We start from the raw sequence: 8,061 nt of genomic DNA on the forward strand, positions 1-8,061 counted from the left end.
GGTACTATGCGTTTGTCATAGTTAGTCTCGTTATAATTAGCTTCAATTTTATCTGAATATAGTTTTATGTTTTGAGGCAAAGCAGCATTTACATAAGAGAAAAATTCCTTATTGTCTTCAGATAATTTAAGCCTTAACGGATTAGTTATGGAATCGGTGAAATTTATTACCTTCTTTACTCTATCAGAGTAATAATGAAATTCATTACTTTCTTTCTCGATATAAAGATCATATCCTTCTTGTTTGATAAAACCAGTGATGTTTTGTCCTTCATCAGTAGTAATTTCTACCTTCATACAATAACATGTTCCCATATCAGCAAACGATGCAGTAGGCAATAAAATAAATGAAATAAGTAGAGAATAAATGATTTTCATTAGCCGGGTAAATTGAGTATTTAAAGTAAACGCTTTTCTAAATAAAAGCCTTTTTCATACGACAAATATTATGCTTGTAATTCTATCAATACTTAATAATATTCCTTGCCATCATTGGAAATATTAAAAAATGAAAGGGCAGCACAAGGTACCAGTACAATCTGCCCCAGAGCCCTAATGGTCTGAAAGTGGCCTTTTGATGAAGTACCTGCTTTCCATTTTGCTCTTTGATTTTAAATTCTAACCAGGCCTCACCAGGTAATTTCATTTCTGCATATAACAGGAGTCTATTTTCTTTTTCATCTGCCAATAGCACCCTCCAAAAATCCAGGGAATCGCCCGCCTTGAGGTCGCTCGGGCTCCTTCTACCTCTTCGTAGTCCAACACCACCAACCATCAAATCCATAAATCCACGGATCTTCCACATCCAGTTGCCAAAATACCAGCCACGGTCACCACCTATCTCCCAGATGTTTTTGCGCACTTCTGGTATGGCCCTTGTAAAGGTTACATTCCTAACATCATGAAAACATCCATGATTTGGCACATCAATAAAGTCAAGGAAGTTCTTCTTAATGGTGTCATTGACCACTGCATCTTTCCAGCTGGAGATTACATTTTTCTGACTGATCTTACTGAACGCCATTTCCAATGCCTTACTATAGCTGTAAAGTTTTAAAGGAATGATGGAGTTGATATCACCTTCTTTAACCACCACATCATTTTTCATACTGTCCACCAGGTTCCGACCCAATGTGTAGGAAGTGGAGGTAACAAAATACAACCACAAGGACGATAGTTTTGGAGAAAGAACAGGTACTGAAATGATAAACCGTTTCAATTTTCTGGCTTTGGCATATTGCAGTAGCATCTGCTTGTAGGTAAGAATATCAGGGCCACCTATATCGAAGGTTTTACCAAAGGTTTTTTCATTATCTAAAACTGCTGCGAGATATTCTATCACATTTCTTACTGCCAGCGGCTGACATTTACTCTTTAGCCATTTAGGCGCGATCATCACGGGCAATTTCTCTACCAGATCTCTAATGATCTCAAACGAGGCACTGCCGGAGCCAATAATAATGGCTGCTCTTAATACTGTGACAGGTACTCCAGAGCTTTTTAATACCGTCTCCACATCCTTGCGTGATTGCAGGTGCTCCGAGAGTTCATCATCATTGGAGATGCCACTGAGGTATATGATTTGTTTTGCTGAGGTATCCTTAATCAGATCGGCAAAACTCTGTGCCGTTACCTGTTCGATATCTGAAAATTTGGAATAGGAATTGGACAGTGAGTGCACCATGTAATAGACAGCATCAATTTCCAGTTTTATATCTTTCAGCGTTTCGGGCATTGAAAGATCACCTTCAACAACGGTGACATGACTAAGGAATTCAGCATCAAAATCATCCCAATCGAACCTGCGCTGATCACGTACCAGACAGATTACATGATGGCCTTCTTGTACTAATATGGGCAAAAGCCTGCGGCCAATATAACCAGTCGAACCTGTGAGTAAGATTCTCATGCTTCCAAAGCTTCTTTGAAAGTATCAAGGCAGCGCTCACGGGCAAATTTGTGATCGACAATAGGCTTTGGGTAGGATAGTTCCTGAAACTCAGGTACCCACATTTTGATGTACTTCAACTCAGGGTCAAACTTCTTGGTTTGCGATTCCGGATTAAATATCCTGAAATAAGGCTGTGCATCTGTGCCTGTGCCAGCTGCCCATTGCCATCCGCCATTGTTGCTTGCTAACTCAAAGTCAAGCAGCTTTCTTGCAAAATACGCTTCACCCCAGCGCCAATCTATCAGCAGGTGTTTGGTTAGAAAACTAGCTACAATCATTCGCACACGATTATGCATGTGACCGGTAGTATTAAGCTCACGCATGCCGGCATCTACAATCGGATATCCGGTTTTTCCTTCGCACCAGGCTTTAAATTCTTCTTCGTTATTGCGCCATTCCACATGGTCATACTTAGACCTAAAGTTGTTATCTACCACTTTAGGGAAGTGGAACAATATCGTTTGATAAAACTCACGCCAAATCAGCTCATTGAGAAAAGTCTCATTTTTCGATTTAGCCAGCTGCACAACTTTACGAATGCTTACTGTGCCAAATCTCAGGTGAATCCCTAATCTGGAAGTGCCTTTGATGGCCGGATAATCCCTTGTTTCTCCATACTTGCTTATCAGGGCCTCATCCAGGTCGTTGGGTGGAATTTCAATTCTTGATCTTTCAAAACCTAAGTCATTTAAAGAAGGTAACTCGGCAGTGAATTGATAGAAGTTATCTAGTCCCATAATGTCAGAAGCCACATGACATGGATTATCCTGCAGCCGCTTTTTCCATACTTTGCTGTAAGGGGTGAAAACAACATATGGACTACCATCTTCTTTCACTACCTCTTTCTTTTCAAAGATCACATGATCTTTGTAGGTATTGAATGGTATTTTTTTTAAATCAAGAAACTCGTAAATAGCCTTGTCTCTACTTCTTGCATAAGGCTCATAATCTCTGTTGGTAAAAACTTCACCTATATCAAAGGTGCCAGTGAGCTCCTCCCATATTTCTTGAGGATCTCCATGGTAGACCTTTAAGCCACTGTTTTTACTTTTTAGACTTTGATTTATGCGTTCCAGTTGATCATGGATGAACGTAACCCTAGCATCATCACGATCTTCCAGGTCTTCCAGAATATTAGTGTCAAATATAAATATCGGTAAAACAGGCCTGTCACTTTTTAAGCACACGTTAAGACCAGTATTATCATAAAGACGTAAATCTCGTCTAAACCAAAATATATTAACTCTGGGTTTACTCACCGGCTTTCAAGGTTTCAATTTCTTTTTCCAGTTGATCTACCTCGGCCATTTTAGAGGCGTATAATTTTAAGTCTCCTGAGCGCTGGATATGCATGGCCTTTTCCAACAACACAGACTTCTTCTTTTGCAATTTTTTAATTGGATCTGATTTGAGAAATGAAAACATAGTTTGAGTGATTTTACTACCAATAACAACTATGTAAAGAATAAGTTATGACTCCACTTCAAGCGTCATTTTGCTCTGCAGATTTTCCATAATCTGCTTAAACCAGAAGGTATAATTAGTGGGATTTTGCTGAATATCGAGCATTAAAGATTTGATATCTACATACTGGAAATCTTCTACTTCTGCAGGATTGAGAACAGGTTTATCATCAGTAATGCAGGTAAGCACATGGTCGTATTCAAACTCAGTAAGGTTGTTGTCTAGCTCTGCTTTGTAGATAAATTTGTATAGAAATTCAGGGTTGGCTTCCAGACCAATTTCTTCTTTCAATCTTCTTTTGGCTGCTACTTCACTAGACTCTCCAGGATGTTGATGACTGCAGCATGCATTGGTCCATAGGCCACCCGAGTGATATTTATCCGCTGCTCTTTTTTGAATTAGCATTTCTCCTTTTGAGTTATATACCAATACAGAAAAAGCACGATGCAGCACACCCTCAAAATGAGCTTCCATCTTATCCAGAATACCTAATTCTTCATCCTTAGAATTTACCAGAATAACCTCACTCATGCTAAATAATATTTAAACGGTGTCTTAGATAGGTGTAAAACAAAATAGAGAATTTAACCTGATTCGGAATCCTAATTCTTTTATTAAGTACTCTGGATGATGGTGTTCTCCTTATTTTATTGAATAGGGCATAATAATATACATAAGCCAGATAAACACCAAATCGTGATGATTTGGGTAGCTTTTTAATGCCTTCCAGCCCCATATTAAAGTCTTTCTGAATATCAGCTTCTATCTCAAGTTTTTCCTTATCATCGAAGTTGTTTAGCTCAACGCCAGGAAAATAGGTTCTTCCCATTTCTACATAGTCAGCATTCAGGTCTCTTAGGAAATTGATTTTCTGGAAGGCTGAGCCAAGTTTCATAGCATAAGGCTTGAGCTTTTCATATTGAACGGCATCGCCATTACAAAAAACCTTTAGGCACATTAAACCAACTACCTCTGCAGAACCTAAAATATACTCTTCATAATTCGACTGATTGTATTCTGTTTTTGTAAGATCCATTTCCATACTGTATAGAAACTTTTCTATTAGATCTAAATCAATATTGTATTGATTAACAGTGTGTTGAAAACTATTAAGAATAGGATTCAGGCTTATTTTTTCTTCTATTGACTTATAAGTATCGGCTTTGAACCGGTCAAGTAGGTCTTGTTTGTCAAAGTCATGAAAAGTGTCCACTATTTCATCGGCAAAGCGCACAAAACCATAGATAGCGCATATAGGATCTCGTAAAGGTTTGTCAAGGCACTTAATTCCCAAAGAAAATGAGGTGCTGTAAGAGGTAGTTACATACCGACTACATTTCAGAGATACTTTGTCAAATAGTTCTTTCATCAGTTGTTTTTAATGTCTTTGAGAATTTCCCTTGCAGTCACCTGGCCTGAAATCAGAGAAGGGGGTACTCCCGGCCCCGGAACAGTAAGCTGACCTGTATAATACAAATTATTTACCTTTTTGTTTATAATAGAAGGCTTAAGTATGGCAGTTTGTTTAAGCGTATTGGCCAAACCATAAGCATTTCCTTTGTAGCTGTTGTAGTCTTTGATGAAATCCTGATGTGCATAGCTCCGCTTGTACACCACATGATCTTTTATTTTTTCGCCAGTGAGTGTCTCCATTCTGGCCATTACCATATCAAAATATTTTTCTCTGTCCGCTTCACGGTCTTCCAGATTAGTCGCTACCGGAATGAGAATGAAAACATTCTCCATGCCCTCAGGAGCAGCATCAGGATCGGTCTTTGAAGTACAGCTAACATAGAATAAGGGTTTAGATGGCCATTGTGGATCATCATAAATTTCAACTGCATGATCATCAAATGACTCATCAAAGAAAAGGTTGTGATGTCTCAAATTTTCGATTTTCTTGTTTAGCCCAACATAGAAAATGAGACTCGATGGGGCAAGCGCACGCTTGTCCCAATATTGCTCATCGTACATACGATGTTTTTCATCCAGCAGATGTTGCTCTACATGGTGATAATCAGCTCCTCCAACTACATAATCAAAAGCTTCAAAATTACCATTTACTACAATGCCAGTAGCTTTTTTATTTTCTACAGTGATCTTCTCGACAGTCTGTGAAGTTTTGAATTTAACACCCTGTTCAAGTGCTACTTTTTCCATTCCTTCAACAATCTTGTGCATACCACCCTCAGGATACCATGTTCCTAAGCAGATATCTGCATAGTTCATCAAACTATAAAGTGCTGGGGTTTCCTGAGGTTTAGCACCTAAAAACAGCACTGGAAACTCCAGGAGTTGCACTAGTCGGCTGTCTCTAAAATGCTTTCTTATGTAAGAAGAGATGGACTTAAACACATGGAGCTTAAACACTCCAAGCATTAAGCGCTTATCTATAAATTCTGTGACTGACCTTCCGGGTTTATATACCAGGTCATTAATACCTACTTCATATTTATAAGCAGCTTCTTCAAGAAATTGCTTCAAAAAGACGCTACTTCCCTTTTCTATTTTTTCAAAAAGGGCATAAAATGCATTAAGATCAGCGGGTATGTCAACACCCATTTTATCTTCGAAATACACTTTATAAGAGGGATCTAGTCTTATTAACTTGTAGAAGTCCTCTACTTTGTGCCCAAAGGACTTGAAATACTCTTCAAAAACATCTGGCATCCAGTACCAGCTTGGTCCCATATCAAAAGTAAAGCCCTCAGCTGAAAACTTACGGGCTCGACCTCCAATAGAATCGTTCTTTTCAAATACTGTTACATCGCATCCTCCTTTGGCTAGAAAGCTTGCGGCTGACATGCCTGCAAAGCCAGAACCGATGACTGCTATCTTTTTTGTCATATATCGCTTATTGGGAATAAGCTACTAATTTTTTCTGGATTTCTTTTCTGGCATGAAAGATTCTATTCTTAACAGTGCCGATAGGAATATTCAGCTGCTCAGCAATTTCGTGGTATTTAAAACCTTCAGTGTGCATTTCAAAAGGTATTAATAAGTCCTCCTTAATTTCATGTACACACTTTTGAATGTCTTTATACTCGTAACTACCGTCAGGTGTATTGAATGTATAGTCATCTGCTACGTTTAAGAAGTACAATTCTTTGGTATCATCATGAGAGGTCTTAGCACGCTGCATCTTTCTGTAATTATTGATGAACGTGTTGCGCATGATGGTGAAAAGCCACCCTTTAAGGTTTGTATTTTGTCTAAACTTATCTCTATAAGTAAGCGCTTTTAAAACAGTGTCCTGCACCAGATCTTCAGATTCCATCTTGTCGCTGGTGAATTTTTTTGTAAATAACTCTAAAGTATCTTTTAAAGATGCTACCTGGTGATTGAATTCTAATGCAGTCATAATGTTTAATGTTTTGATTAAAACGTTAAACAAATATAACCAAATAGAATTCATATACAAATTAATGTTTAACAAAAATCACAAATGATTAAACAAAACTTATTGGTCTAATAAGTTTAACAAATCGGAAGGTTTTTCAAAAAGGGTTATGCCTACAGGGATAACATCTTTCTTATTGAACATAGGTTGCCCTGTCATGTAAATACGTTTGTCCTTAAAGGTTTCTTCAACCACAGCCAGGTATTCTATGAACTTCTTTTCCGAACCTATGTAGGCTACAGAACTTATGAGTATATCGGGGTTTATCTTGTCACAAACTTTTTTCAAATCAGGAAATGGCACATCCTGCCCCAGGTAATAGGTTTTATAACCTCTCTTTTTGACCAGGTAATGAAAGTACAGCAGCCCTAATTCGTGCAACTCATTTTCAGGAAGGAATAAAACAATGCTTTCTTCTTTTTCAGCGGGTTCATGTAAGCCGTCAATAGCAACGATCATTTTTTGGCGTACAAGGTTGGAGATAAAATGCTCCTGTACCGGGTTGATCTTATTAGAAAGCCAAAGTACTCCAATCTTTCTTAGAAATGGATAAATGACATTATCAACAGTTTCTTCAAAACCCTTTTTAAGGATGCAGCTTGACAGGGTTTTTTCAAATTTATCTTCATCAAGATCCACCATACAGATTGTCAGCTGATCAATGAAAACTTCATTCTCAGGTTTTACGTCATTGGCCAGGTCTTGAATCTTAGAGGAAAGTTCTGCCTGTGTAAGGCTGGCAATTTTTGAAATTTTAAAACCCTGATTATAAAGAATAGAGACATTAAGGATTTGCTTTAAATCTTTGTCTGAATATGTTCTAATGTTGGTTTCTGACCTTTCAGGACTAATAAGATTGTGTCTTTTCTCCCAAATTCTTATTGTATGGGCTTTTATACCCGTCAATGCCTCAAGTTCCTTAATAGAATAGTTTGCCATATTTTTCGCTAATCGTATGATTAACAACGTAATGTATGCAATGTTATAAAATTATTCTTTACACCATAATAACTTGTGACTTGATCTGAAGCGCTGTGTTTATCCGTTCATCTCTTCTGCGAATTTCGTAAATTTAAACTATGGTAAATACAACCGTTGGAGCTACCGAAATTATCAAAGTTTCAGCTGAAAAAAGGAATGAGCAATCAGATCTTTTGGCTGTTGAAGAGCCTCTGGAAATCAGGTTGACCTATGGGCCACTAGATTCAAGGTTAGAGAAGGCTATTGCAGTGACCATGCGTACTCCA

General features: G+C 38.0%; 9 protein-coding genes. All 9 read right to left on the bottom strand.

What is annotated here, in order from left to right:
* Positions 1 to 377 (bottom strand): hypothetical protein (locus tag E1140_RS04115; RefSeq protein WP_155179342.1); only part of this gene is annotated, 377 nt, incomplete at its 3' end.
* Positions 378 to 462: 85 nt separating this feature from the next.
* Positions 463 to 1,908 carry an SDR family oxidoreductase gene (locus tag E1140_RS04120; RefSeq protein ID WP_155179344.1) on the bottom strand — a complete coding sequence of 482 codons (1,446 nt, stop codon included), beginning with the start codon at positions 1,906 to 1,908 and terminating at the stop codon, positions 463 to 465.
* Entirely contained in the window at positions 1,905 to 3,209 is a 1,305-nt protein-coding gene (locus E1140_RS04125; protein WP_185153417.1) for an FAD-binding domain-containing protein, read from the bottom strand. Before E1140_RS04125 ends, E1140_RS04120 begins: the two co-directional genes overlap by 4 nt.
* Positions 3,202 to 3,375: a DUF6435 family protein gene (locus E1140_RS04130; protein WP_155179346.1), complete on the bottom strand. Its 174-nt coding sequence runs from the start codon at positions 3,373 to 3,375 to the stop codon at positions 3,202 to 3,204. The genes E1140_RS04125 and E1140_RS04130 overlap by 8 nt, the downstream gene beginning before the upstream one ends.
* Positions 3,376 to 3,420: 45 nt before the next feature.
* Positions 3,421 to 3,945 (bottom strand): isopentenyl-diphosphate Delta-isomerase, encoded by a 525-nt coding sequence (gene idi, locus E1140_RS04135; RefSeq protein WP_155179348.1) that lies wholly within the window; start codon positions 3,943 to 3,945, stop codon positions 3,421 to 3,423.
* 1 nt (position 3,946) lies between these two features.
* Positions 3,947 to 4,783: a phytoene/squalene synthase family protein gene (locus tag E1140_RS04140; protein ID WP_155179350.1), complete on the bottom strand. Its 837-nt coding sequence runs from the start codon at positions 4,781 to 4,783 to the stop codon at positions 3,947 to 3,949.
* Positions 4,783 to 6,261, bottom strand: a complete 1,479-nt coding sequence (locus E1140_RS04145) for a phytoene desaturase family protein (RefSeq protein WP_155179352.1) — start codon at positions 6,259 to 6,261, stop codon at positions 4,783 to 4,785. The genes E1140_RS04140 and E1140_RS04145 overlap by 1 nt, the downstream gene beginning before the upstream one ends.
* A 7-nt stretch (positions 6,262 to 6,268) precedes the next feature.
* Positions 6,269 to 6,775, bottom strand: a complete 507-nt coding sequence (locus E1140_RS04150; RefSeq protein ID WP_185153418.1) for an RNA polymerase sigma factor — start codon at positions 6,773 to 6,775, stop codon at positions 6,269 to 6,271.
* A gap of 99 nt (positions 6,776 to 6,874) precedes the next feature.
* Positions 6,875 to 7,753, bottom strand: coding sequence for a MerR family transcriptional regulator (locus tag E1140_RS04155; protein WP_155179356.1), 879 nt, complete (start codon positions 7,751 to 7,753; stop codon positions 6,875 to 6,877).
* Between the last annotated feature and the right edge of the window lie 308 nt (positions 7,754 to 8,061).

This window comes from Fulvivirga lutimaris, from assembly GCF_009711525.1.
Classification (GTDB): Bacteria; Bacteroidota; Bacteroidia; order Cytophagales; family Cyclobacteriaceae; genus Fulvivirga; species Fulvivirga lutimaris.

Coding starts and splice junctions, on each gene's coding strand:
- E1140_RS04140 (WP_155179350.1), bottom strand. CDS start 4,783: ATGAAAGAACTATTTGACAAAGTATCTCTGAAATGTAGTCGGTATGTA.
- E1140_RS04150 (WP_185153418.1), bottom strand. CDS start 6,775: ATGACTGCATTAGAATTCAATCACCAGGTAGCATCTTTAAAAGATACT.
- E1140_RS04145 (WP_155179352.1), bottom strand. CDS start 6,261: ATGACAAAAAAGATAGCAGTCATCGGTTCTGGCTTTGCAGGCATGTCA.
- idi (WP_155179348.1), bottom strand. CDS start 3,945: ATGAGTGAGGTTATTCTGGTAAATTCTAAGGATGAAGAATTAGGTATT.
- E1140_RS04120 (WP_155179344.1), bottom strand. CDS start 1,908: ATGAGAATCTTACTCACAGGTTCGACTGGTTATATTGGCCGCAGGCTT.
- E1140_RS04155 (WP_155179356.1), bottom strand. CDS start 7,753: ATGGCAAACTATTCTATTAAGGAACTTGAGGCATTGACGGGTATAAAA.
- E1140_RS04130 (WP_155179346.1), bottom strand. CDS start 3,375: ATGTTTTCATTTCTCAAATCAGATCCAATTAAAAAATTGCAAAAGAAG.